The organism is Chitinophagales bacterium, assembly GCA_020636535.1.
Taxonomy (GTDB): Bacteria; Bacteroidota; Bacteroidia; order Chitinophagales; family JADIYW01; genus JADJSS01.
Genome location: JACJXT010000011.1, coordinates 1245742 through 1269037 on the forward strand (window position 1 = coordinate 1245742; position 23296 = coordinate 1269037).

Consider the following 23296-nt stretch of genomic DNA (forward strand, 5'->3'; position numbering starts at 1 on the left):
CTTTGAGTTCTAAGAAAATAATAGATGTTATTTAATAGTTTTTCATTTGTTGGATTAGTATTAATCACAATGCTGATTTATTATATTCCTAAACTATCTAAATATCAAGTGAATATTCTTATTATATCAAGTTTGATTTTCTATTCATGGAATAATATTGCTCTTGTTACCTTATTGTTGTTTTCTGCAGGTATTAATATATTAAGTAGTTATTATATATTTTCAGAAAAAACTAAAAATAAAAAATTAGTTGCTTGGATTGGTGTTAGTTCAAATCTTCTTATTTTAGCTTTTTATAAGTATGCTGGATTAATATCTTTTACCTTTTTTAAGGATACCGATCTTAGTGATTTTCTTATTACAATTCCTTTGCCCATTGGCATTTCATTTTTTACATTTCAAGGAATTAGTTTAGTAGTAGATGTCTATAAAGGAATTAACTCTAATGAAGATAAGATTATTTCAGAATCATTATATCAGCATGCAAAGAATACACTTTTTTTTATTTCATTCTTTCCACAGTTAGTTGCTGGCCCGATAGTAAAAGCACATGAATTTTATCCTCAAATAAAAGAAAAGAAATTTAGTGCAATAAATTGGGAGAAGAGTTTTAAGGAAATAGTCTTGGGATATTTTCTTAAAGTCGTAGTAGCTGATAATTTAAAAGACTTTACTTTTTGGATTGAGTATCCTTATTTTCAAAATCAAGATAGCTATAGTTTAATAATGATGTTATTTGGATATTCTTGTCAAATTTATGCTGATTTTGCTGGATATTCGTTAATAGCTATAGGAATAGCAAGACTATTTGGTTATAACTTAAGTGACAACTTTAATTTTCCATATATTTCAACTTCTTTTAAAGAATTTTGGAAAAGGTGGCATATTTCTCTTTCTTCCTTTTTGCAAGAATATTTATATATTCCTTTAGGTGGAAATAAAAAAGGAAAAGCAAGGACATATATAAATCTAATGATGACAATGATTCTCGGAGGTCTTTGGCATGGTGCATCTTGGAGTTATGCTGTATGGGGGGCTTTTCATGGATTGGTTCTAGCAATTGAAAGGTTTTTCATGAAAGAAGAACAGATAGAAAGAAGCTTTATAGTAACTGGTATTAGAATGCTATTTGTATTTTTTATGGTATCACTTGCATGGTTACTATTTAAACTACCTGAATTTAGTCATGTAGTTGACTATATAAAATGTATATTTACAAATACATACAAAAGCCCTAATATTCAATTAATTTCTAATATATTTATTTTTTCATTGCCTGTTATTTTGCACCACTTGTTTTATTTGTATACTTTTTACTTTAATAGTAGATTAATTAAAAAATATCAATTTGTTTTTTACGGAATGTTATTGTTCCTAATAATAACAAATGCTGGAGTCCCTGGAAGTTTTATTTATTTTCAATTTTAATTGTATGATAAGAAAGACTATAATATTTACAATATTTCTTTTGCTCACTTGGAGTATCTTCCTTAGATATAATTCATTTAGTATATCTCAACATCAATGGCAAGCCAATATAGTGAATGCAGAAAAGTTTATTTACGATACAGACAGTTTTGATAATGTAATAGTTGGTTCTTCATTAGCTCAAAGACTTCAGATGGATAGCTTGCCTAACTTTTATAATCTTTCACTTAGCGGTCAATGTATATTTGATGGCTTAAATATTATAAAAAACAAAAACAAACTACCAAAAAATATTTACATAGAAATAAATGTCATCAATCGTGAAGAGAATAAAAACTTTAATGAGATAATATCTTCTCCTATACTAAATGTGCTTAAAAAGAATTTTTTGATTTTTAGAACTGACAAACATCCACTTTCTTATGTAGAAAATAGATTTTTCTATCCAGTCACAAATTTTATTTTAGATATATTACATTATGGTTTAAAAAATAGAATTAAATTATTTTTTGATTTAAAAAATAAAGAAAATATAGCTGATAACTCAGTTTTTTATAAAATGTTAAACCTACAAATAAATTATTATTCAGAAAAAACTGACACAATGAAGATGGATAAATTATTTAATAAGCTTAAAAATAATATTGAGTTTTTGGAATCCAAGGGTTCAAAAGTTATCTTTTTTGAAATGCCTGTAAATCCTAAACTAGTACAATTAACCAGAGCATGTTATTTGCGTAATAGAATAGCAAATGATTTTCCTAATAATTTATTTATTAAACTTCCAAGTAATATTAAACTTTATAAAACAAGCGATGGTGTACATTTAACACCTAATGAGGCAAAGATATATTCTGATTACTTAAAAGACAAGATAATTTCTTTATCTCTTGATAATTAAAAAAAAGAATATTTATATTTATCTAACTAAATCTTCTAAAAATGATTTGTCCATTTTTACAGTAGCTTTTAGTTGATATAAGATAGCGTACATACCAAAAAATGCTCGATGTAAATAAATAGCATCTCTATTACCACGAATAGCTTTTGGTTTTCTAAACTCTTTGTTAGTACTCAATTGTTCACCTTCTCGATTCAATTGATTGGTATATTCTTCATCACCAAAATAAAAAGTATCGTGCTTTAAAGGTTCAGTAATTATATCAATTAATTTCTTTGCTGTACTATAAAACAATTGCATATCTTCCTTGCTGTCATCAGCTCTAAGCATGTCTAATTTTATCAACTGTTCTTTAATTTTAGCTTCATCTTGTTGTAGATTTTCATCGGCTAAAGAAAAATAAGTTTTATAAAAATCTTCTGAAATACTTTTCATACAACCAAAATCAAGCACAACCAATTTGTAATCATTAGTTACTAAAAAATTTCCTGGATGTGGATCTGCATGAAATCGCTTTGCATGATGTATTTGTTGAAATACAAAATCTACCAAAGTTTGTCCAATTTTATTTTTAATAGCTTGACTAACATCAGAATTAATAAAATCTTGCAATGGCATTCCTTCAATCCAATCCATTGTCAATACTCTATCAGAAGATAATTCTTTATAGTAATTCGGAATCACTACATTGTCTAATGACTGACAAAGTGCAGCTACTTCCAAACCATTTTGCAACTCTAAATTGTAGTCGCACTCTTCTGTTAATCTTGCTTCAAACTCTTCTGCGTAATAATCTAAAAACGAAGTAGGCACACCAATTAGTCGAGCAGCCAAAGGTTTTACCATATTAATATCGTTGTGAATAGCATCAGCAACGCCAGGATATTGAATTTTTACAGCCAACTTTTTACCATCTTTATACGCTTCATGAACTTGACCAATAGAAGCAGCGTGTTTTGCAGTAGCATCAAATTCATCGTAAATAGCATTGGGTGCTTTGCCAAATTGCTTGATAAAAGTATTGGTAATTAATGGACCAGACAAAGCCATGGCATTGTTCTGTGCTTGTGCAAACTTTTCGGCATACTCTTTTGGTAACAAGCCAGTGTCCATGCTCATCATCTGAGCTACTTTTAAGGCACTTCCTTTTAGTTGATTGAGCAATTCAAAAATTTCGTCGGCATTTTTTTTGTCTAAATCTGCTTTATTGGTTTCTGAAACCATAGATTTTGCAGCATATTTTACATAGTTGCTACCAACTTTAACACCAGTTTTTAAAAATCTAGATGCTCTTTGCACTTTGGAAGTAGGAATTTTGTTTTGCTCTTTCATCTTTACTTATTGTTTAACTGAATCAAAAACTTTGCCAAATCAAAACCAGAGTCAAATGCATTTGGAGCAATAGAATCGTAAGCAAAATGTACTGCTTTTTCAATCATCACATCAGTATCTTCTTGTTGATTTGATGCATCTTTCGACCAAGTTTGTAGCACTACAATAAAACTCCACCATAACACTTCTATATACGATTTTTCTACGAAAGCTCTTTTTTGCACTTCGCCAGTGTGTAGTGCATCTTCTAATATTGGATGCATTACATCAACATAAGCCGTTTTTAATTGCTTTACATCATCATCTAAAAATATTAAAAATAAGTTTTTACTAAATATAGGTTTAAACTGTTCAGCATATTGATTGATTTGTTGAATAAAAGTAAAATAGAAAGCTAGTGTTTTTTCTCTAGAACTGTATTCAAAAAAAGCAACATCTTCGTGGCAAATAGCAATACTTTGTTCTGTTATTGTTTTAAAATTCATAGTGATTCAATTCGTTATCTAAAATTATTATAGAATATGCAATTATAGTTTACCAAAAGGTTTAATTTTGTTAGAAATAGTTAAGATGTTATTAATTGATGATTTGCGAAGCGTTTTTTTAGATTATTTACAAGCACAACAACTGCCTACAACACCAAATGAATTATATGAACCCAATACTTATTTTTTAAATATTGGTGGAAAAAGACTGCGACCGATTCTATTATTATTAGCCAATCAATTATACAAAGGAAATGTAAATGATGCATTACCAGCAGCTTTAGCCATAGAGTATTTTCATAATTTTACATTAATTCATGATGATGTAATGGATGATGCACCTTTGCGAAGAAATCAGCAAACAGTACATGAAAAATACAATATCAATACAGCAATTTTAAGTGGCGATGTTCTGTTGATTAAAGCTTACGAATTACTATCAAAAATAGATAATGAAAAATTAACTTTAGTATTTAAAATATTTAATCAAACAGCAATAGAAGTTTGTGAAGGTCAGCAATACGATATAAATTTTGAAACGCAAACTGTAGTAACTGAAGCAGATTATATTTATATGATTACATTAAAAACTTCAGTTTTAATTGCAGCAGCTATGCAAATTGGTGCTTTACTTGGAAATGCTACAACAGAAGATGCGAATTTATTATACGATTATGCATTGAACTTAGGTATTGCCTTTCAAATACAAGACGATATTTTAGATTGTTATGGTGATAATAAACAAGTTGGTAAACAAATTGGTGGCGACATCATTCAAAATAAAAAAACATTGTTAATGATTAAAGCATTAGCAGACAGTAGTATTAAAGATGATAGTGAATTATCTGATATTTTATTATCAAATACTATTAATAATGATGATAAAATAAATCAAGTATTGACTATTTTTGAATGCTACAACATCAAAGCGAAAGTAATAAAAACCAGAGACAGTTATATTGCAAAAGCCAAAACAAACTTAGCACAATTAAATTTAGACAATACTAACAAAGCTATTTTAGAAAGCTTAATCCATCATTTGGTATTGAGAGCGTATTGAAAAGTGCGTGCTGATAATTAACCTTTCTTAACACAGCTAATATTTTATTTATAATCACCTTTGTATATGGAAACTTTAAATAAAGTAGCTAAAATAACCTTGCTCTTTTGGTTAATGAAAATAGTAGCTACAACACTCGGAGAAACGCTTGGCGATTTTATTTCAATGACACTTAACTTAGGTTACGCCACTGGAATTGGTATAACACTTATATTTTTTATTATCGTATTAATAGCTCAATTAAATGTAAAAAAGTATATTCCATATATATATTGGTTAGTCATTATAGGTACAACTACACTTGGTACAGAAATATCAGATTTTATAGATCGAAGCTTACATTTAGGTTATGCTTATGGTAGTCTATTATTAACTATAGGTTTGGCTGTTACCTTATTACTGTGGTACAAAAAATTTAAAAATTTAGAAGTATATCCAATCATCAATAAACAAAAAGAAATATATTATTGGATAGCTATTTTGTTTTCTAATAGTTTAGGTACAGCTTTTGGTGATTTTTTAAGTGATAATATTGGATTGAGCTATCTTAATGGTGCAATAGTAACTGGAGTAATTATTCTTATCGTTATTTTATTACATTATTTTACCAAGCTAAATGAAATACTATTGTTTTGGATAGCATTTATTTTTACTAGACCATTTGGTGCAACTTTTGGCGATTTCCTAACAAAACCACACGCAAAAGGTGGACTAGACTTAGGTACATTAACAGCTTCATTAGTTGCTATTATTTTGATGGTAGTACTTATTTATTTTTCTAATAAAGAACATCAAAAGTCAATTAATAACACATAATTTTTAATTTAGATAAACATTATATCATAATAAATGAAAACATATCAGTTTTATGCAGTTATTTCCATGTTTTTTGCAGGAGTTACAGCTGTTATTGCTAAAGCTGGACTTAAAAATGTAAGTGCAGATACAGGTTTGGCTATTAGAACTTGTTTTGTGTTCTTATTTGTTTGGATAAATATTTTTGTATTCAATCCACTTAAAGATTTTTCCAACTTAACAACAAAAGATATTAGTTACTTAGGAATTTCTGCATTAACAACAACACTTTCTTGGATTTTTTACTACAGAGCAATAAAAATTGGAAATGTATCTGAAGTTGCTTTAATAGATAAAGCGAGTATTATTGTAACACTTATACTTTCTTTTTTATTTTTAAATGAACAGTTTACTTGGCGTATTGCATTAGGTGCTACATTAATGCTAAGTGGATTTTTAGTTTTAACAGTTAAATGATTAAGTTATTTTCAATTTTAACTAATTTATATTATAATAAAATTAGATTATTGATTCGTTGTGTAGCTCAAGTAATTTATTTAATAGATTTATAGAATAGTATCTATTTCTTTCTAGTAAAGTTTGAAAAATTGGTCTTAATTCTTTTATAATATTTTTGTCTTTAGCTGTTGATAGAATTCCTAAAGTACCTATGCATTATATATTAAAATTTTCTGCAATTTTTCTTGCTTTTTTATCATCAATGAGTAAAAAGTTAGCATTTAATTCTTTATATAGAATTATTGATTCAGATTCTCCATAGTCCATTATAAATGATAAATCATTAAATCCTTTAATTGAAACAATTCTCGATTCAAAAAAGAATTTTATTGTATTATAAAACTCAGTGCTTTTATCTAAAGTTATTTCTTCCCAAACTGCTTTTGAGATTTTTTTTCATCAAAAAGTTGATTTAATAAATCTAATTTATCAATTATTGCTAATGAAAAAATTGGTCCAGCATCTGCAATTAAAAGCCCATTTTTCATTATTTCAATTTTTCAATATCGTTTAAAACATCTTCTTCGTTTAAGTTTGAAATTGAAATTTTATTATTAGAAAGTTCTTTTTCAAACTCAAATCGAGACATTTCAGATAGTTGAGCAGCTTTTCCAATGGTTAACTTTTGCAAGTCATAAAGTTGTATTGCTAAAATTAGCTTAATGCGTTTTTTTAGTTCATTTTCAGACTCATTTAATGCTAAAAGAATATCATTTGGTAAGTCTAACGATATTTTTCGAGTTGTCATTTTGATATGCTTTTATCAAATTTAATACTTTTTCATGAAGTTTAGTTTGATTTATAATTTTCAATACAGTAAAATTAAACCTAATCAATCTACTTGTCTATAAAAATTCCAAATATCAATACATTCTTTTGCTGCTTTTACATCGTGAACTCTTAAAATAGAAGCACCATTTTGTAATGCCAACATATGTGCAGCAGTACTTGCATTTAATGCATCTTGTGGTTCAATAGCTAATAGTTTATACAACATACTTTTTCTAGAAATACCAACTAAAATCGGACAATTAAATACATTAAATTTAGTTATATGTTTTAGTAGTATATAATTTTGAGCTATCGTTTTGCCAAAACCAAATCCAACATCAAGTATAATATCTTTAATGCCTTTATTTCTTAACTCAATTATTTTGTTGTTAAAGAAATCCATAATATCCAACACTATATCATTATAATTAGGATTGTCTTGCATATTGCTTGGTGTATTTTGCATGTGCATAATAATATATGGTAATTTAGATTTTGCTACAACATCAATTAATTGTTCATCTATATTTCCAGCACTAATATCATTAATAATGTCAATACCTTCGTCAATTGCAACGCTTGCCACTTCGCTTCTATAAGTATCAATAGAAATAAAAATATTCGGAAATGCTTGTCTAATCTTTTTTAATGTAGGAATTACTCGATTAATTTCTGCTTCAACACTAATTTCTTGTGCATTCGGTCGAGAACTCATACCACCAATATCAATAATCGTAGCACCATCATTAACCATTTGTTCTACATGTTTTAAAATAATTGCATCATTATTATACTGTCCACCATCAAAAAAAGAATCTGGTGTAAGGTTTAAAATTCCCATAATAATTGGCGTTTCACTATACAATAACTTACCATTGGCGTTGATACAAATGTTGTTCATTAGAATATTTATCTTAAAATAAACTTATAAAAGTACAATTTCTTTATTTTTGTAGCAATGTCTAGCCAAATTGAAATAACAATTAAACAATACGATGCTGTTTTTGACGCTTGTAGAGCCGTGTTTATAAAAAAAACAAAAGATTATGGCACTTCGTGGCGAATGTTGAGAGCAAGGTCAATTACCGACCAATTATATATTAAAGCCAAACGCATTAGAACGATTGACGAAAAAGGTGAACAGAAAATTGGCGACAGTATGGAAGACGAGTTTTTAGCTTGTGTAAACTATGGTATTATTGCATTGATACAACTAGAAATTCAGAACGACAATAGCATTAGCTATGAATTAACAGAAACAGAAGCTTTAGTATATTACAATAAATACTATACAATTATAAAAGATTTAATGATTGCTAAAAATCACGATTATGGCGAAGCTTGGCGAGATATGCGTATTAGTTCCTTCACCGATTTAATTTTGAGTAAACTACATCGTATCAAACAGATAGAAGACAACCAAGGCAAAACCATAGCTTCCGAAGGAATTGATGCGAACTACATGGACATAGTCAACTACGCCATTTTTGCATTAATACAGATTGATAATTAGCTAATTACATAATTAATCAATTAGCTAATTAATAAATTCACTTATCTTTAGACTTAGTTTGCATATATGAAGAACCTTTTAAACATATTACAAGAAGAAAAAAATAGTAGATTAAAAGGTGGTATCTATCATCAAACACAAATTAAGTTGTCGTATAATACGAATAGAATTGAAGGAAGTCAGTTAACAGAAGAACAAACTAGATATATTTACGAAACGAATACTTTGTTTACAGAAGATGGCATTAACCATACTAATATAGATGACATATTAGAAACAGTTAATCACTTTGCTTGTTTCGATTATATGTTAGATATTGCTAGTGAACCATTATCAGAAGCACATATAAAACAATTTCATTTGTTGCTTAAAAATAACACTTCTGATGCTAAAAAAACTTGGTTTAATATTGGAGATTATAAAACAAAACCTAATATAGTTGGTGGAATTGAGACTTCAAAACCGAAAAATGTTGCTAATGATATGAAGCAGTTGCTAGAAACATATCATAATATTGAACCTATTAAGATAAATGATATTATAGATTTCCATTATCAATTCGAGAAAATCCATCCATTTCAAGACGGCAATGGCAGAGTTGGAAGATTGATACTATTTAAAGAATGTTTAACCAATGATATAGTACCATTTATTATAGAAGACGACCATAAGTTTTTCTATTATAGAGGATTAACAGAGTATCCAACAATAAAAGAATATTTAATAGATACTTGTCTTCCAGCACAAGATAATTATCAATTGATGATAGATTACTTTTTTTCTAAATAAGCTTAATTACTTTTTAATATGTATACCTTATAACCCTAAGTATTAAAATATTTTGTTATTTTGTTGCTGAAAAATAAACGATGATACAATTTATAATCAAAAAGTTTTTTTATGGCATCTTAGTTTTGCTAGGTGTCATCTTTGTCGTATTTGCCTTATTCAACATCTTACCTGTAGATCCTGCAAGACTAACACTTGGACAAAGAGCAGATGTTGAATCTGTAGAAGCTATTAATAAAGAGCTTGGTTTAGACAAACCATTTATGACTAAATTGGGTTTGTATTTAAACGACCTTTCGCCAATTTCTATCAATGAAAATACAGCAACAGCTAAAGAAAAATACCATTATACAAAATTGTTTGCTGTAGGAAAAGAGAATGCTTTAGTCATAAAAAAGCCATACTTAAGACGCTCTTATCAAAGTAAAGAACTAGTTAGTGAAAAAATAAAACGAGCATTACCTAAAACCATTTTGTTGGCTATTGCAGCAATGCTTATTGCTAGTTTAATTGGTGTTTTATTTGGTGTGTTAGCAGCTATCAAACAACATTCGTGGTTCGATACTATTGCTATGTCATTGTCTAATTTAGGTATTTCTGTACCGTCGTATTTCTCTGCTATAGTTTTAGGTTATATATTTGGAATTTTACTACATAATCTAACTGGTTTAGAACAAGTAGGCGATTTAACCACGATAGACGATTATGGAAATAATGTCATCGTACTAAAAAATTTAATCTTACCAGCTATTGCATTAGGTACTCGTCCAATAGGAATTATTTTTCAGTTAACGCGTTCTGCCATGCTCGATGTACTGTCGCAAGATTATATGCGTACTGCAAAAGCAAAAGGACTTTCTTTTAAAACCATTATGTTTAAACATGGATTACGCAATGCGATGAATCCAGTGGTAACTACTATTTCTGGTTGGTTTGCTTCTTTACTTGCAGGTGCATTTTTTGTAGAAGTTATTTTCGATATCAAAGGATTAGGATATACTGCAGTTAATTCTTTATTGAATTTTGATTTTCCAGTAACCATGGGTTGTGTATTATTTACAGCATTGGTATTTATTATTGTCAACTTTTTTGTAGATATTTTATACGGATTATTAGATCCTAGAATTAGAATTGGTAAAGCTTAAATTAATATAAATGCTTATTTTTTTAATAGGATTTATGGGCTGTGGTAAATCGTATATTGGTAGAAACATTGCTCCAATATTGAATTACAATAATATCGACATGGATAAAGCTATTGAAGCAGAAATGCAATTATCTATCAGTGAGATTTTTGCACAATATGGAGAACAATATTTTAGAACACTAGAACACAAATATATAGAATCGCTAGATATAAATGATAATTTAATTATTTCTACTGGTGGTGGTGCACCGTGTTTTAATAATAATATGGAATTGATGAATAGTAAAGGCATTACTGTTTACATTAATAGAAGTAAAGACAGAATTTTAGAACAATTGAAAAAAGGTATGCACAAACGACCTTTATTACAAGGTTTAACCGAAGCAGAGCTGTCTGATTTTTACGATAAGAAATTAGCCGAACGAATAGATTTTTACAACCAAGCACAAATATTTACTAGCGATGCATCAGTAGAAACCATAGCAGAACAACTGAAAAGCAAAATTGAAGAATACTTTAGATAGTAGTAGTAGTGTAGTTTAATTTTCTTCTAAATACTAAATACAATATTGATGCTATAAACAATCCGTAGCTAAAACCTACTAGAATATCGAATGGATAGTGTACGCCTACATAAATTTGTGCAAAGCCAACGAGTAATGCCCAATCTAAAATTAATGCTTTTATAAATATATTTTTACTAATATTCATATAGATTAATGCTGCTGATATTGCCATATGATTAGCAGCATGTGATGATGGAAAACTCCATTTTCCACCACAATGATTGAGTACTAAATTGACATATAACATTTCGTTATGACATGGTCGCAATCTATGAAAAAAAGGTTTTAATATATAATAATTTGTAAAGTCTGTTATAGCAAAACACAATGCTAAATAGGTAATAAAATAAATTGATTTTGATTTATGTTGTTTGATTAAACTGTAAAAAATAAAAAGATAAACAGGAACCCAAGTATATCTGTTTCTTATAATTGGCATTATTAAATCGAAGAAACTATTGCTACAACTACTGTTTATTAGTGTGAACAATTTTTTATCTAATAATTGCAATGTGTCTAGCATTACACCGCAATTTCAAATTCTAATCTATCAGTATACAATTGCCAAAATGCGTTGGCTATATTGGGTATATTCTCTTTATTGATATTGGTGATGTTGTTTACACACACAGTGCCTACAAATATATTTTTTTCTTTTAATGCATGATGTAAATTAATCACTATATTTCTAAGTGCCGCTTTACTTGCAGATAATGCACCATAATTTATATCAGGATTTAATGCTTCGCTTGCTCCAGTTACCAAAATAGTACCTTCGTTTAGTGCTTCAAAATCAGACATTACTTCGTGGTAAACTGTAAGCAAACCACTAGCATTTATTTTAAAATCTTTGGTTAAGCTGTCGTGTGTTTCGTCTAATATATTTACATTTTTTATTTTAGAAACATTATAGTGTAGTACACTAATGTCGCCTAATTTTTCATAAATGTCTTCAAAAGCATCTCTAACAGAAGCATCATCTGCAACATCGGCTAAAAATGGAAAAGCAATAATTTTATTTTTTTTCATATATTCTACCATAGCATCTAAATGTTTGTTGCTACGAGAAATGAGTGCAATTTTAAAACCTTTGCTACCAAATAATTCTGCAACTGCATAGCTTATCGCATCGCCTGCACCTAAAATTGCCATTACTTTATTATTATTAGTCATTGTTTAATTTTTTAGCAAGTAATATATATCTTGGTGATGTTTTAGCATTGAATTTGTTGAATTCATAGTCGCCAAATTCATCCACCAATGAAAAATGTGTATTGTTTAAAAACTGATGAAAATGATGTGGCATAAGTGCTTGTACTTCTTCTTTAAACAAATGTACTTCGTTTTCATCTTGTTCTATTTTAATGTGTTTAATGATTTTTCCGTCGTAAACTTCTCTACGAATAAAAAAATCAATACCATCAATTTTCTTTTCTTCTCTTTCTACTAAGTTGTTGATTACTAGTTCTGTATTCATGAAATCAATGAGAAAATAGCCACCTTCTTTTAATCCAAGATGAACACTTTCAAATACTTTTTCATTGTCTTTTAAGTTTTTAAAATATCCTAAGCTAGTAAATAAATTCAAGACATAGTCGTAATAATTTATTCTAAATGGCAAACGCATATCATGCACATAAAACTCTAAATTGTCTAGGTGATACATCTCGTTGGCAAAGTCAATACTATTTTCAGATAAATCAATTCCAGTAACATCAAATCCTTTTTCTGCCAAGTAGTGTGCATGCCTTCCTTTTCCACAAGCTAAATCTAAAATAGTACCATATTCTACATTGGCTTTTTGTATAAGATTATCAATAAATGCAGTTGCTTCACCTACATTTCTGTTTTTATATAAAATGTGATAAAATGGAGAATTAAACCAAACTTCGAACCAAGACTTTTGTTTTTCCATAAAACGATATTCAGCACTAAAATATAAAAATTAATCGTACGAAATGTATTTTTTCCAATGATTACTTCTTAAGTACCAAAGTGATAAAATAAATAGTCCGAACCAATAAATAATTTCGCTTAGCCAAGAAACTAGCATGCCACTTCTTTTGTAATAGATGAAATACAAACAAAAGCTGATGTAAAAAATAGACAATATAAATTCAAACAAAGCAGTAACCGTAGTTGCTCCTGTTCCAACAATACCTTGTGATAATACTAGTGTAAATGAAAAAATAAAAACACCTATGCTTAATACATATTTACTTTGATTGAATAAGTCAATTACAATTTGGTCGTTGGTAAAAAAATGTAAGTATTGATTGCTGAAAATTAAGAACATTAAATTGGCAACCATAGTTAATGATACGCTTAGTATAATTACTTTTTTAATACTGTTTAGAATATCGTTACTTTTTCCTTGACCTATTAAGTTGCTGACTACCGTACTTGCTGTTGCACCAAAACCCCAAACTGGAATTCCTATAAATATATAAATGCTTTTTAAAATACTAGAAGCAGCCAATTCATTTTGTCCGACTTTTTCTATACAAAGAAAAAATACTTGCCATGAACTAATGGCAATAATATTTTGTAGTACAATAGGCGAGGAGAGTTGTGTTATTCTTTTAAATAATTTTGTTTCTAATGCTTTAAATTGAAATGCTTCAAACTGCTTTTGGTATTTTTGATAGATGAAGTATAATATATAAATCATCATCATTACAAATTCTGCTACAATACTAGAAATTGCAGCACCTTTAATGCCTAATTTAGGAAACCCAAAATTTCCGAAAATAAATAAGTAACCAAAACCAATATTTACCAAAGCCATTATTACACTAGCATAAGTAATGATTTTTGTTTTAGCAATACCACTATAAAAAGCATTAAATCCGTAGCACATTAAAATAAAAGGAACACCAAATTTTCTAATTTGTAAGTAGTCTAATGATAAATCAACAATTTCAGTAGAATGCACTAGTTTTGGTATAATCCATTCTTCAGAAATATCTAATAAAATATAAATACTAAGTATGAGTAGTAAAGTTATTATTAGTAAATGGTCTATTGTTTTGCCAATTGCTTTTAAATTATTTTCGCCAGCTCTTTTAGCAATAATTACTTGGCAACCTCTAGTAAATCCAGTAGCTATAAAAGTAAGATTAAAGAAATATAATCCAGCTAAATTAGAAGCTCCTAAATTTGCAGTAGACACTCGTCCCATAAAAGCAGTATCAACCATTTGGTTAATGCTATGAGCAATGCTTCCTAGAATAATAGGATAGGCAATTTGCCAAATGGCTTTATACGAATTTTCTATCTGCATGAATTACATCTTCCACTGGTCGCCCCACAATCTGTTCGCACCATCAACATACAAAGTTTCGCCATTAATATAACTTGCCATTGGCGAAGATAAAAACAAAACTGCCCAAGCAACTTCTTGCATGGTTCCCATTCTTTTTTCAGGAATTACATTAGTAACACCAGCTAAAAATTGTGGTGGATATTGGTCTAATCCAGAGCTTTCAATAATTCCTGGTGCAACAGCATTTACTCTAAGATGAAATCTAGACCATTCTACTGCTAGTGTTTTAGTCAAATTATCAACGCCAGCTCTAGCAGCACCTGTATGTGCCATGCCTGGAAATCCTTTATAAATATTGGCAATAATGTTAACAATATTTCCAGATTGTTGTGGAATGAAAAATGTTTTAGCCATTACTTGTGTTACATTAAATGTACCTAATAAGTTGTTATTGACCACAGCTTTAAATCCGTTGAAAGAAATATTTTCGGCAGCAGATGGAAACTGTCCACCAGCATTATTGATTAAAATATCTAATTTATCAGTATGTGCTTTTATTTTATCTGCTAGTGCTTGTACTTGTTCAGGTTCTCTAATGTCTGCAATTAGTCCGTGAACATTACCAAGTTGACTCAACTCACTACATGCTTTATCTATTTTTTCTTGATTTCGAGAAGCAATGAAAACCGTAGCACCTAATTTTAAATATTCGGTTGCAATAGTATAGCCAATACCACTTCCGCCACCAGTAACTAAAATTGTTTTATCTTGGAATAGATTCTCTTGAAACATAATAGATTTTTTTCAAAAATAGGGAATTAAAATTTAGCGTTTAGCTTTTGATTTAATATTTGCTTTGCTGATGAGTAAAATGCCTAGAATTACTAAAATAGTTCCTAGTAATTGCTGTAGTGTAAATGGTTCTTTTAAAAAATAAGTTGCCATAAAAATAGTAAGTATTGGTCCTATACTTGCTATGATTGACATATTGTTTGAACCAATGATTTTAATACCTTCTGCCATTATAAATGTAGGTAATACGGTAGCAATAGTTGCTATAATAAAAGATAAAGCATATACTTGATATGGAAAATGAAATAAATCTAAACCATGAACAATACTGTAATGTATGATGACTATAATGCTAGAAAAAATTAAAGAGTAGGCAGTAAATGGAATGCTACCAATTTTTATAATGGTGTTTTCGCTTTTAGACAAGTAGAATGCATAAGAAATAGCTGCTAAAAAAACGAGTATTGCACCTTTTACAGTTGCTTGATTATCGGTATAGTATTTTAAGTCAGATTGAAAAGCAATGGCAACACCAATATAAGTAATAACTATTGCTACATATTGATAAGAGTAAGTTTTTCTTTTATATAATATTTTTCCGAATAATAAGACAATAGTTGGATAGATAAATAATATTAATCGTTCTAAGCTTGCTGAGATGAATTCTAAACCATAAAAATCTAAATAGCTAGCTAAGTAATAACCAAAGAAACCAGCAATTAAAATATCAGTATAGTCTTTTTTTGCAATACTGACTTTGTTTTTTCTGTTATACCAAAACAATATCACAATATAAAAAGGTAAAGAAAATAACATTCTTAAGCATAGAATTGTCAAGCCATCTACACCGTATGGAAAAATGAGTTTTGCAAAAATAGCTTTGGTAGAATATAGTGCAGCACCTAGTAATACTAGCACTATTCCTTTTAATTGTTGTTGCTCTTTTTGCATACAACAAAATTAGACTTCTGTACTATTTAATTAGCGATGTGTTTATTATTAAAACAAAAAATCCATCACTAAAAAATGATGGATTTCAATATATAATATAAGCAGTTTTGTGTCAATCGTTTTTTCTGCAAAAACAGAAATCTATTTCAAAGTAAACGATGATTTACCAATCATAACACCTTCTTGATATACTTCTGTAGCATATTTACCAGCAGAGAAATTATAATTTTGATTCCAGTATGAACAAACTTGTTTTGTATCGCCATCAAATTTTGGAGTAATTGAATAGGTATATGGAATAGATTTTCCTGTGTTTATATCTGTTAAAGTACCACTTCCTAAACTTGCAATTTGGATAGTAGAACCATCAGGACCCAAAAGTCTAACTTTTAATTCGGTAGCACCTTTTGGAGCAATTTTATTTTGTAATAAATCAAAACATACTTTTAATTTAGAAGCATCTTTCGCTTTTTTCACTTCTACTTCTTCACCTTTTTTATTGTTTTTTACTGGAGTTATAGAAAAATTAGCAGCAGTTAAAATTGATGCTTCATCAATTCTATTTTGCATTTGTTGTTTTAATTCTTCTATTTTAAGTTTTTCAGCAGAAATTTTATCTCTGTCTTCTTTAGTAGTCGTTAAATCATTATTTAAAGTAACATTATCGTCAAATAACTTTTGGTTTACTTGCATTAAAGAATCTAGTGTAGTTCTTAAATTTTCTTTTTCTTGCTGCAATTCTGCAATCAAAGCTTGAGCTTCTTTTAGTGCTTTACTGTCTTTATTTTTAGACATTGCAACTTGTGCTAATAAACTTTCAATTTTTTGTTTCTTAGCATACAATTCATTTTCTTTTACATTCAACAAGCTATCTAAGCCAGCATTTTCTGCTTTATAACTTTCAATATCAGCCAAAGCAGCATTAAATTTCATATCTAAATCATTCTTAGCAGCTTCAACTTCAGTTATTTTTTGTTCATTAACAACAATGGTATCATTAGATTTTTTTAACTTTAATACAGTGAAAATTAGTCCACCAAGTAATAGAGCTAGCAATAACAATAACAACTTGTTTATTCCACCTTTTTTTTCTTGTTCTTGAACTTGTTGTTCGTTATTATCCTGATAATCTGACATAATAAAAGAGTTTAATTAGTTGTACTACAAAAATATGACTTATATTGCGTTTTTTTGAAGAAATGAGGAGTATCTCATATTAATTTTTAATTTTATAAGAAAATTTTAACAGTAATGCTACAAGATATCAACATCAACAACTTATTAATCATAGATATTGAAACGGTGCCATTTGCAAAAAGCTTTGATGAATTGAATAATTACGAACAAGAACTATGGGAAGAAAAGAAAGGAAAGCATAGAAACGAAGATGAAAATAAGTCGGAATTTTATTTTAATAATGCAGGAATCCTAGCAGAGTTTGGAAAAATAGTTTGCATTTCTATTGCTACAATTACAAATGATGGTTTATTTAAACAAATTAAATGTAATTCATTTTATGGTGATGATGAAAAACAAGTACTCATTCAATTTCAAGCATATTTAGAAAAAGTGTTTGCACAAAATTCAAGAACTTTACTTTGTGGTCACAACATCAAAGAGTTTGATATACCATATATTTGCAGACGATTACTCATTAACGAAATGCAATTGAGCAGTCCTTTGTTAAACTTACAATCTAAAAAACCTTGGGAAGTTGCTTTAGTTGATACTATGGATCAGTGGAAATTTGGCGATTATAAAAATTACATTTCACTTAAATTGTTAGCTTACTTATTAAAAGTGCCATCGCCAAAAGACGATATTTCTGGTAAAGATGTAGGCAGAGTATATTGGCAGGAAAATGGTTTAGAACGCATTAAAAAATATTGCGAAAAAGATGTAGCTACAGTAGCACAAATTGTGTTAAAGTTAAAAGCCGACGACTTAATAGATGGAAATAATATTATTTTTTCCTAATTTGGCAGAATATAAGTCAACGATGAGTAAATTATTAGAAGTACAAAATTTAGTTACCGAGTTTAATACCGAAAATGGTAATGTTAAAGCAGTTAACGATGTTTCTTTTCATATCAATAAAAAGGAAGTAGTTGGTATAGTAGGTGAGTCAGGTTCTGGTAAATCAGTAACTTCTTTATCTATCATGCGATTGATTCCAAATCCACCAGGAAAAATTACAAACGGTTCTATCATTTATCACGAAGCTGATGATAAATCGGTTGATTTAACTAAAATTTCTGACGAAGAAATGCGTAAGTACAGAGGTAATGAAATATCTATGATTTTTCAAGAACCAATGACTTCTTTAAATCCAGTGTTTACTTGTGGCAATCAAGTGATGGAAGCCATTATACTACATCAAAAATGTTCAAAAAAAGAAGCAGAAGAAAAAACATTGCAACTATTTGAACAAGTAAAATTACCTAATCCAGCAAGAATTTTAAAAGCATATCCACATCAATTATCTGGTGGTCAAAAGCAAAGAGTAATGATTGCTATGGCAATGTCATGTCAACCAAAAATATTAATTGCAGATGAACCAACAACAGCTTTAGATGTTACCGTTCAAAAAACCATACTAGAATTAATTGGCGATTTGAGCGAAGAAACAGGCATGTCTACCATTTTTATTACACACGATTTAGGTGTAATTGCAGAAATAGCAGATAGAGTTATTGTAATGTACAAAGGTAAAATTGTAGAGCAAGGTTCGGTTTTAGAAATCTTTTCAAATCCACAACATCCATACACCAAAGGACTTTTAGCTTGTCGTCCACCATTAGGTAAAAGATTAAGAAAATTACCAGTTATTGCTGATTTCATGACAGTAGAACCAGATGGAACGCTAGTAGAAAAAGCAGCTAACATGGAAGAATTGATTGATGCTTTTGTAGTAACTGAAGCTCAAACCAAAGCACGATTGGAAGAATTACATCAAGGTAAAAAAATATTAGAAGTACAAAATTTGCAAACATGGTTTCCATCTAAAACGAATTTTTTTGGAAAAGCAACCGAGTATGTAAAAGCTGTAAATAATGTTTCTTTTGATGTTTACGAAGGTGAAACTTTAGGATTGGTTGGCGAATCTGGTTGTGGTAAAACAACTTTAGGTAGAACTATTTTGCGTTTGGTTGAACCAACAGCAGGAAAAGCTATTTTTGATGGTCAAGATATTTTTAATCTCGATAATAAATCGTTGAAAGCTTTACGCGAACACATGCAAATTATTTTTCAAGATCCATATTCTTCATTAAATCCAAGAATGACTATTGGCAATGCCATTATGGAACCAATGATTGTGCATAATAAATACAGCAACGACAAAGAACGAAAGGAAAAAGTAATAGAGTTACTAGAAAAAGTAAACTTACAAGCTGATCACTTTTTAAGATATCCTCACGAATTTTCTGGTGGTCAGCGACAAAGAATTTGTATAGCAAGAGCATTGGCATTAAATCCTAAATTTATTATTTGCGATGAGTCGGTTTCTGCATTAGATGTTTCCGTTCAAGCACAAGTATTAAATCTATTGATTGAGTTGAGAAAAGAGTTTAAATTTACTTATATATTTATTTCTCACGATTTATCTGTAGTGAAATTTATGAGCGATAGAATGGTAGTAATGAACAAAGGCGAAATTGAAGAAATGGGTGCAGCTGATGAAATCTATAACAATCCACAAAAAGAATACACTAAGAAACTAATTGCAGCCATTCCAAAAGGTAACTTAGCAGATATTAAAGCAAGATTTTCAACCATCTAATTTTTATCTAATGTATAGGTTAGTATAAAATTAAAAACTTTATTTTTATAAATTATGAAAGCAGATATTAAAAAAATATACGAAGCACATGTTGCTTTTGAATTAGCACAGTTTGAAGGAAAAACACTTCAAGAAAACATTAAAAATGAAGTAGAAGCTACTTGGTCTTGGTTTGAAAAAACAAAACTCAACGATATTTCTTCTGCTGATTATGTAATTAAATTTCTAGAAAGAAACTTAGAAGATAGAAAATTAACCAAACACCAAAAAGAATATTTGGTTGATTTAGGCATTGCTATTAGAGATTTAGCTGCGAAAAGTAAACATACTCTAAGTGATTTTATTGCAGAAGATACTTACCATGATATTGCAGATTTTATTATAGACCAAAAAGAAAGTAGAGATGAGATTATAAGTAGGATAGTGAAAAATCCTTTTTATGGAGAAATGTTAGCAGATAACCTATATGATGGGATTAAATCTTTTATGGAGCAAAGTAGTCCAACAAATGAAACTGTTGGTGGTTCTATTTTTAATTTAGGAAAAAGTTTAGTAGGTGCAGCACTTTCTGGTGTTTCAGATACTATCGATAAAAATATTAAAAAGTTTATTGCAACCAACTTGTCTAAATCAATTGCTCAAAGTGAAGAAAATTTAAAAGATAGATTGAGTGATGCAAAACTCAAATTATTAGCTAAAAATATATGGAATAAATTAGAAGACATCAAAGTAAAAGAATTAGCTAAAAAAGTAAAAGACAAACATGTAGAGAAAATTGTTGAAGGTGGCGAAAAAGTAGCTAAAGATTTAATTGCAGCAGAAGCAGTGAAAGAATTGACCGAGTTCATTATTAATCATTTCTTTGAATTTGATGGAGAAAAAACCATTGCTGATATTTTAAATGATAATGCTATTACTAAAAAAGTAATTTTAAAAGAAGCACAAGAGTCGGTTACGCCAATTGTAACACAAATGCAAAAAGATGGCTTTTTGAAAGAAAGAATTGAAGCAAGACTAAGCAAATTTTATACTACACTTTAATATGACAGCTTTTAAAAATAAAACAGTTTTTATTTCTGGAGGAACAAGAGGTATTGGTCATGCTATTGGATTGAAATTAGCACAAGCAGGAGCCAATATTGTAATTGCAGCTAAAACAGTTACACCACATCCAAAATTACCTGGTACTATTTTTACTGCTGCCGAAGATATGACACAAGCTGGTGGCAATGGTTTGGCAATTGAATGTGATATTAGAGACGAAGCAGCTGTTGATAGTGCTATTGCTAAAACAGTAGAAACTTTTGGTAGCATAGATATATTAATTAATAATGCATCTGCTATTAATTTATCGCCAACTACAGCACTAGATATGAAACGCTACGATTTAATGCAAGATATTAATACGCGTGGTACTTTTCTATGTTCTAAAAAGTGCATACCACATTTATTAAAATCAGAAAATCCACATATATTAATGCTATCACCACCATTAAGTAGTATTAATGAACGATGGTTTGCACCACATTTAGGTTATTCTATAGCCAAATTTGGTATGAGTTTATGTGTATTGGGATTAGCAGGTGAGTTTAAAAATAAAATTGCAGTTAATGCATTGTGGCCAAGAACAACAATTGCGACAGCAGCAGTACAAAATTTATTAGGTGGCGATACTATGGTAAAACATTCAAGAAAACCAGAAATATTAGCAGATGCTGCATATCATATATTACAAAAAGACAAAACTATTTCAGGTAACTTTTTTATTGATGACGAAGTTTTAGCCAATGAAGGTATTACCGACCTAAGCGAATACGCAGTAGACAATACAGTAGAACTCATGCCTGATTTTTTTGTGTAAAGATTTTGATGAGATTTGTAGTACTAGCACAGCAAACAGAAGAATACCATTAAAAATAAAAAGACAATGAATAAATTGTGTTCTTTAGTATATTTGTATCAACGTAATGTATCAGATATTACATTATCTCCACGTTGTGAATTGATTTAAAATTGTGTTCTTTAGTATATTTGTATCAACATAAATACTTTAAATGCAACAACTCCAGGTGTTGTGAATTGATTTAACACGAGCGAAGCGAACTGATGAACACTTATAAAAAATAAATAGACAATGAATAAATTGTGTTCTTTAGTATATTTGTATCAACAGCTCACCATATAGTATTAAATCAAAGTCAGTTGTGAATTGATTTAAAATTGTGTTCTTTAGTATATTTGTATCAACAAATAGTTTAAAATGATTAATTTATGAAATGTTGTGAATTGATTTAAAATTGTGTTCTTTAGTATATTTGTATCAACAAATAGTTTAAAATGATTAATTTATGAAATGTTGTGAATTGATTTAAAATTGTGTTCTTTAGTATATTTGTATCAACAAGTGCAAAACTCAGTGTTAGTGCCTTGATGTTGTGAATTGATTTAAAATTGTGTTCTTTAGTATATTTGTATCAACTCTGCTTCACCATTACCTCCAGTATAAGTTGTTGTGAATTGATTTAAAATTGTGTTCTTTAGTATATTTGTATCAACTAGATGACGGTGTGCTATACCAAGAAAACGGTTGTGAATTGATTTAAAATTGTGTTCTTTAGTATATTTGTATCAACTAGATGACGGTGTGCCATACCAAGAAAACGGTTGTGAATTGATTTAAAATTGTGTTCTTTAGTATATTTGTATCAACCGAAAGAGCAGGTTATAGCAATAGGCATATGTTGTGAATTGATTTAAAATTGTGTTCTTTAGTATATTTGTATCAACAAATTGCATTTGTTGCATTTGCTGTAATTGGTTGTGAATTGATTTAAAATTGTGTTCTTTAGTATATTTGTATCAACCTATTAGTAATTTCTATCATGGTGCCAATAGTTGTGAATTGATTTAAAATTGTGTTCTTTAGTATATTTGTATCAACACCTACCATGCGTTCAAATAAAGAGAAGTTGTTGTGAATTGATTTAAAATTGTGTTCTTTAGTATATTTGTATCAACCAGAAATAGTAGATATTTCACTATTAAAAGGTTGTGAATTGATTTAAAATTGTGTTCTTTAGTATATTTGTATCAACCTCCTCACATTCAACCAATTACTTATGTCTGTTGTGAATTGATTTAAAATTGTGTTCTTTAGTATATTTGTATCAACACTGTTGTTCTAATTGAATCCTTTGAAGT

At 29.0% G+C, this 23296-nt stretch carries 24 protein-coding genes and 1 pseudogene; 13 read left to right on the top strand and 12 right to left on the bottom strand.

The features are described 5' to 3' along the window. Nucleotides 1-24 precede the first annotated feature (24 nt). Nucleotides 25-1428 carry an MBOAT family protein gene (locus H6553_05700; GenBank protein ID MCB9033311.1) on the top strand — a complete coding sequence of 468 codons (1404 nt, stop codon included), beginning with the start codon at nt 25-27 and terminating at the stop codon, nt 1426-1428. Between the two features lie 4 nt (nt 1429-1432). Beyond that, entirely contained in the window at nt 1433-2329 is an 897-nt protein-coding gene (locus H6553_05705) for a hypothetical protein (protein MCB9033312.1), read from the top strand. An 18-nt stretch (nt 2330-2347) separates the two neighbouring features. On the opposite strand, the gene H6553_05710 is transcribed toward H6553_05705, so the two are convergent. Beyond that, nucleotides 2348-3661, bottom strand: coding sequence for an AarF/ABC1/UbiB kinase family protein (locus tag H6553_05710; GenBank protein MCB9033313.1), 1314 nt, complete (start codon nt 3659-3661; stop codon nt 2348-2350). A 2-nt stretch (nt 3662-3663) separates the two neighbouring features. Further along, nucleotides 3664-4146: a hypothetical protein gene (locus tag H6553_05715; protein MCB9033314.1), complete on the bottom strand. Its 483-nt coding sequence runs from the start codon at nt 4144-4146 to the stop codon at nt 3664-3666. Between the two features lie 85 nt (nt 4147-4231). Here H6553_05715 and H6553_05720 point away from each other — a divergent pair, with 85 nt between their 5' ends. The 3 genes from H6553_05720 to H6553_05730 all read left to right on the top strand — a co-directional run bounded on the left by H6553_05720 (nt 4232) and on the right by H6553_05730 (nt 6478). Then, nucleotides 4232-5206 (top strand): polyprenyl synthetase family protein, encoded by a 975-nt coding sequence (locus H6553_05720; GenBank protein MCB9033315.1) that lies wholly within the window; start codon nt 4232-4234, stop codon nt 5204-5206. Nucleotides 5207-5272: 66 nt separating this feature from the next. Beyond that, a complete protein-coding gene (locus H6553_05725; protein ID MCB9033316.1) occupies nt 5273-6022 on the top strand; it encodes a hypothetical protein in 750 nt (249 codons plus the stop codon). Nucleotides 6023-6055: 33 nt separating this feature from the next. Next, nucleotides 6056-6478, top strand: a complete 423-nt coding sequence (locus tag H6553_05730; protein ID MCB9033317.1) for an EamA family transporter — start codon at nt 6056-6058, stop codon at nt 6476-6478. A gap of 42 nt (nt 6479-6520) precedes the next feature. On the opposite strand, the pseudogene H6553_05735 reads toward H6553_05730, so the two are convergent. From H6553_05735 to folP, 3 genes and pseudogenes are all read right to left on the bottom strand, one after another. Continuing rightward, nucleotides 6521-7008: pseudogene (locus H6553_05735) on the bottom strand (DUF3368 domain-containing protein). After that, nucleotides 7008-7268, bottom strand: a complete 261-nt coding sequence (locus tag H6553_05740) for a UPF0175 family protein (GenBank protein MCB9033318.1) — start codon at nt 7266-7268, stop codon at nt 7008-7010. The pseudogene H6553_05735 and the gene H6553_05740 overlap by 1 nt, the downstream one beginning before the upstream one ends. A gap of 84 nt (nt 7269-7352) precedes the next feature. Beyond that, the gene (gene folP, locus H6553_05745; GenBank protein MCB9033319.1) at nt 7353-8132 is read right to left on the bottom strand and encodes a dihydropteroate synthase; all 780 of its coding nucleotides are present in this window, start codon (nt 8130-8132) and stop codon (nt 7353-7355) included. Nucleotides 8133-8249: 117 nt separating this feature from the next. Between folP and H6553_05750 the strand changes: the two genes are divergently transcribed. The 4 genes from H6553_05750 (at nt 8250) to H6553_05765 (ending at nt 11264) form a co-directional block, all read left to right on the top strand. Next, nucleotides 8250-8804, top strand: a complete 555-nt coding sequence (locus H6553_05750) for a DUF1599 domain-containing protein (protein MCB9033320.1) — start codon at nt 8250-8252, stop codon at nt 8802-8804. Nucleotides 8805-8870: 66 nt separating this feature from the next. Beyond that, nucleotides 8871-9593, top strand: coding sequence for a Fic family protein (locus H6553_05755; GenBank protein ID MCB9033321.1), 723 nt, complete (start codon nt 8871-8873; stop codon nt 9591-9593). An 80-nt stretch (nt 9594-9673) separates the two neighbouring features. Next, nucleotides 9674-10738, top strand: coding sequence for an ABC transporter permease (locus H6553_05760; GenBank protein MCB9033322.1), 1065 nt, complete (start codon nt 9674-9676; stop codon nt 10736-10738). A 10-nt stretch (nt 10739-10748) separates the two neighbouring features. Further along, nucleotides 10749-11264: a shikimate kinase gene (locus tag H6553_05765; GenBank protein ID MCB9033323.1), complete on the top strand. Its 516-nt coding sequence runs from the start codon at nt 10749-10751 to the stop codon at nt 11262-11264. Here the strand turns inward: H6553_05765 and H6553_05770 are convergent. The 7 genes from H6553_05770 to H6553_05800 all read right to left on the bottom strand — a co-directional run bounded on the left by H6553_05770 (nt 11257) and on the right by H6553_05800 (nt 17451). Continuing rightward, nucleotides 11257-11829: a phosphatase PAP2 family protein gene (locus H6553_05770; protein MCB9033324.1), complete on the bottom strand. Its 573-nt coding sequence runs from the start codon at nt 11827-11829 to the stop codon at nt 11257-11259. The two genes, H6553_05765 and H6553_05770, sit on opposite strands and share 8 nt — an antisense overlap. Continuing rightward, nucleotides 11829-12479, bottom strand: a complete 651-nt coding sequence (locus H6553_05775) for an SDR family NAD(P)-dependent oxidoreductase (protein MCB9033325.1) — start codon at nt 12477-12479, stop codon at nt 11829-11831. Before H6553_05775 ends, H6553_05770 begins: the two co-directional genes overlap by 1 nt. Further along, nucleotides 12472-13221, bottom strand: a complete 750-nt coding sequence (locus H6553_05780; GenBank protein MCB9033326.1) for a class I SAM-dependent methyltransferase — start codon at nt 13219-13221, stop codon at nt 12472-12474. Before H6553_05780 ends, H6553_05775 begins: the two co-directional genes overlap by 8 nt. Before the next feature lie 30 nt (nt 13222-13251). Then, the gene (locus H6553_05785) at nt 13252-14589 is read right to left on the bottom strand and encodes an MATE family efflux transporter (protein MCB9033327.1); all 1338 of its coding nucleotides are present in this window, start codon (nt 14587-14589) and stop codon (nt 13252-13254) included. Between the two features lie 3 nt (nt 14590-14592). Then, on the bottom strand, nt 14593-15363 hold the full coding sequence (locus tag H6553_05790; GenBank protein MCB9033328.1) for an SDR family oxidoreductase: 771 nt from the start codon (nt 15361-15363) through the stop codon (nt 14593-14595). A 33-nt stretch (nt 15364-15396) separates the two neighbouring features. Further along, nucleotides 15397-16314 carry a DMT family transporter gene (locus H6553_05795; protein ID MCB9033329.1) on the bottom strand — a complete coding sequence of 306 codons (918 nt, stop codon included), beginning with the start codon at nt 16312-16314 and terminating at the stop codon, nt 15397-15399. Nucleotides 16315-16455: 141 nt separating this feature from the next. Continuing rightward, nucleotides 16456-17451 carry a hypothetical protein gene (locus H6553_05800; GenBank protein MCB9033330.1) on the bottom strand — a complete coding sequence of 332 codons (996 nt, stop codon included), beginning with the start codon at nt 17449-17451 and terminating at the stop codon, nt 16456-16458. A gap of 114 nt (nt 17452-17565) precedes the next feature. On the opposite strand from H6553_05800, the gene H6553_05805 reads away from it, so the two are divergent. Genes H6553_05805 through H6553_05820 form a run of 4 tightly spaced genes read left to right on the top strand, consistent with a single transcriptional unit; the run spans nt 17566 to nt 21956 of the window. Continuing rightward, nucleotides 17566-18291, top strand: coding sequence for a ribonuclease H-like domain-containing protein (locus H6553_05805; protein MCB9033331.1), 726 nt, complete (start codon nt 17566-17568; stop codon nt 18289-18291). A 22-nt stretch (nt 18292-18313) separates the two neighbouring features. Further along, nucleotides 18314-20095, top strand: coding sequence for an ABC transporter ATP-binding protein (locus H6553_05810; GenBank protein MCB9033332.1), 1782 nt, complete (start codon nt 18314-18316; stop codon nt 20093-20095). Between the two features lie 54 nt (nt 20096-20149). Next, a complete protein-coding gene (locus tag H6553_05815; GenBank protein ID MCB9033333.1) occupies nt 20150-21136 on the top strand; it encodes a hypothetical protein in 987 nt (328 codons plus the stop codon). A 1-nt stretch (nt 21137) separates the two neighbouring features. Next, nucleotides 21138-21956: an NAD(P)-dependent oxidoreductase gene (locus tag H6553_05820; protein ID MCB9033334.1), complete on the top strand. Its 819-nt coding sequence runs from the start codon at nt 21138-21140 to the stop codon at nt 21954-21956. Nucleotides 21957-23296: the final 1340 nt, after the last annotated feature.

Excerpts from the sequence above, each read along its gene's own strand:
- H6553_05755 (MCB9033321.1), top strand. The coding sequence starts at position 8,871 with ATGAAGAACCTTTTAAACATATTACAAGAAGAAAAAAATAGTAGATTA.
- H6553_05805 (MCB9033331.1), top strand. The coding sequence starts at position 17,566 with ATGCTACAAGATATCAACATCAACAACTTATTAATCATAGATATTGAA.
- H6553_05720 (MCB9033315.1), top strand. The coding sequence starts at position 4,232 with ATGTTATTAATTGATGATTTGCGAAGCGTTTTTTTAGATTATTTACAA.
- H6553_05810 (MCB9033332.1), top strand. The coding sequence starts at position 18,314 with ATGAGTAAATTATTAGAAGTACAAAATTTAGTTACCGAGTTTAATACC.
- H6553_05750 (MCB9033320.1), top strand. The coding sequence starts at position 8,250 with ATGTCTAGCCAAATTGAAATAACAATTAAACAATACGATGCTGTTTTT.
- H6553_05740 (MCB9033318.1), bottom strand. The coding sequence starts at position 7,268 with ATGACAACTCGAAAAATATCGTTAGACTTACCAAATGATATTCTTTTA.
- H6553_05715 (MCB9033314.1), bottom strand. The coding sequence starts at position 4,146 with ATGAATTTTAAAACAATAACAGAACAAAGTATTGCTATTTGCCACGAA.
- H6553_05820 (MCB9033334.1), top strand. The coding sequence starts at position 21,138 with ATGACAGCTTTTAAAAATAAAACAGTTTTTATTTCTGGAGGAACAAGA.
- H6553_05710 (MCB9033313.1), bottom strand. The coding sequence starts at position 3,661 with ATGAAAGAGCAAAACAAAATTCCTACTTCCAAAGTGCAAAGAGCATCT.
- H6553_05815 (MCB9033333.1), top strand. The coding sequence starts at position 20,150 with ATGAAAGCAGATATTAAAAAAATATACGAAGCACATGTTGCTTTTGAA.
- H6553_05730 (MCB9033317.1), top strand. The coding sequence starts at position 6,056 with ATGAAAACATATCAGTTTTATGCAGTTATTTCCATGTTTTTTGCAGGA.
- H6553_05785 (MCB9033327.1), bottom strand. The coding sequence starts at position 14,589 with ATGCAGATAGAAAATTCGTATAAAGCCATTTGGCAAATTGCCTATCCT.
- H6553_05770 (MCB9033324.1), bottom strand. The coding sequence starts at position 11,829 with ATGCTAGACACATTGCAATTATTAGATAAAAAATTGTTCACACTAATA.
- H6553_05725 (MCB9033316.1), top strand. The coding sequence starts at position 5,273 with ATGGAAACTTTAAATAAAGTAGCTAAAATAACCTTGCTCTTTTGGTTA.
- H6553_05765 (MCB9033323.1), top strand. The coding sequence starts at position 10,749 with ATGCTTATTTTTTTAATAGGATTTATGGGCTGTGGTAAATCGTATATT.
- H6553_05705 (MCB9033312.1), top strand. The coding sequence starts at position 1,433 with ATGATAAGAAAGACTATAATATTTACAATATTTCTTTTGCTCACTTGG.
- H6553_05800 (MCB9033330.1), bottom strand. The coding sequence starts at position 17,451 with ATGTCAGATTATCAGGATAATAACGAACAACAAGTTCAAGAACAAGAA.
- folP (MCB9033319.1), bottom strand. The coding sequence starts at position 8,132 with ATGGGAATTTTAAACCTTACACCAGATTCTTTTTTTGATGGTGGACAG.
- H6553_05775 (MCB9033325.1), bottom strand. The coding sequence starts at position 12,479 with ATGACTAATAATAATAAAGTAATGGCAATTTTAGGTGCAGGCGATGCG.
- H6553_05795 (MCB9033329.1), bottom strand. The coding sequence starts at position 16,314 with ATGCAAAAAGAGCAACAACAATTAAAAGGAATAGTGCTAGTATTACTA.
- H6553_05790 (MCB9033328.1), bottom strand. The coding sequence starts at position 15,363 with ATGTTTCAAGAGAATCTATTCCAAGATAAAACAATTTTAGTTACTGGT.
- H6553_05780 (MCB9033326.1), bottom strand. The coding sequence starts at position 13,221 with ATGGAAAAACAAAAGTCTTGGTTCGAAGTTTGGTTTAATTCTCCATTT.
- H6553_05700 (MCB9033311.1), top strand. The coding sequence starts at position 25 with ATGTTATTTAATAGTTTTTCATTTGTTGGATTAGTATTAATCACAATG.
- H6553_05760 (MCB9033322.1), top strand. The coding sequence starts at position 9,674 with ATGATACAATTTATAATCAAAAAGTTTTTTTATGGCATCTTAGTTTTG.